At 53.5% G+C, this 1,416-nt stretch carries 1 protein-coding gene and 1 pseudogene; both read left to right on the top strand.

What is annotated here, in order from left to right:
• The coding region (locus HMPREF2635_RS13310; RefSeq protein ID WP_118853195.1) for an IS30 family transposase at positions 1 to 387 on the top strand (387 nt) is incomplete at its 5' end.
• A 6-nt stretch (positions 388 to 393) separates the two neighbouring features.
• Positions 394 to 1,392 (top strand): annotated as a pseudogene (locus tag HMPREF2635_RS08685) (NupC/NupG family nucleoside CNT transporter); the annotation flags it as partial.
• Positions 1,393 to 1,416: the final 24 nt, after the last annotated feature.

Below are 1,416 nucleotides of genomic sequence, written 5' to 3'. Positions count from 1 at the left end.
CTACGTGTCCACGATTTGCGGGCAACCCCATCCGCCACGACTGTCGATAAGTTAATCGAGATGTTTACCGGCAAAATACACAACATCACTAAAACTCTGACCTGGGGCCAAGGCGTAGAACTAGCCCAAGTAAACAGGCTGAGCATCGCACGTGGACTAGCAGTCTACTTCTGTGATCCACACTCGCCGTGGCAACGTCCTACCAACGAAAACACCAACGGGCTAGTCAGAGACTTCCTGCCCAAAGGAGGCGACGTTAGTACCCGACCGACAAGGACGTCCAACACATTCAAGACCTTCTCAACGGACGCCCTAGAAAAGTCCTCAACTGGTATAAACCAGAAGAGAAGATACAAGAACTATTCAGGTGATGCATCCACCACTTGAAACCGCCTCGCCTTTCAGATTGTCTTCTGCTACCTAGTGCTGGCATGGGAGCCCGGCTTCAAAGCTCTCGAAGCGGTCTCCCACAGCCTAACCACACTCACTGATTTCACGAACGAAGGAACGTCGTTTGTATTCGGTGGCTTGCTTGGGGAAGACTTCATTTTCGCCCTCAATGTTCTTCCGGTTGTCATCTTCTTGGGCGCGATCATTGCTGCGCTCTACTATCTCCGGGTTATCCAGTACTTCGTGGAGTATGTCGGTTCGGGCATTAACTGGCTTATGGGCACATCCAAGGTGGAGTCTGTCTGGGCCACGACAGTTGTTTTCCTCGGCCAGTCGGAGGCCCCTCTCGTCATCAAGCCGTACCTGCCCAAGCTCACTCGTTCGGAGCTCTACACCTGTATGGTCGGCGGCTTCGCCTCGGTCGCCGGCTCCACGCTCATTGGTTATTCCCTATTGGGCGCACCGTTGGAGTATCTTCTGGCCGCATCCTTGATGAACGCTCCAGGTTCCCTTCTTATCGCCAAGGGCCTCATGCCGGAGACCGAGGAATCTAATCTAGATGCCACGGTCAAGGACGTGCGCGATAACGATTCCAAGAACATCATCGATGCCATCAGTAGCGGTGCCATGGCCGGTGGCAAGATTGCCATTTCAGTGGCCTGCCTCCTCATTGCCTTTATCGCTATGATCGCGATGCTCTCCGCCATCCTCGGCGGCGTAGGTTCCATCTTCGGTCAAGACAATTGGTCTCTTGAAGGCCTCTTTGGTCTCCTCTTCGCTCCGGTGGCATGGCTCATCGGTGTTCCGTGGGATGACGTTATGCAGGTTGGCAACTTCATTGGCCAAAAGACAATCCTCAATGAATTCGTTGGTTACACCGCCTTTGGTGAAAGCATCGACCAGCTCAGTGATAAAGCCATCATGCTCTCTTCCTTTGCTCTGGCGGGCTTTGCCAACATCTCCTCCATCGGTATTCAAATTGGAGCGATCGGCGGCCTGTTGCGACCGGCTATTTGGTAGCAGTGT

It is taken from the genome of Corynebacterium sp. HMSC035E02, from assembly GCF_001836065.1.
Classification (GTDB): Bacteria; Actinomycetota; Actinomycetes; order Mycobacteriales; family Mycobacteriaceae; genus Corynebacterium; species Corynebacterium hiratae.
Note: the sequence above shows the minus strand (reverse complement) of the source record. Positions and strands in the feature narration are given on the sequence as shown.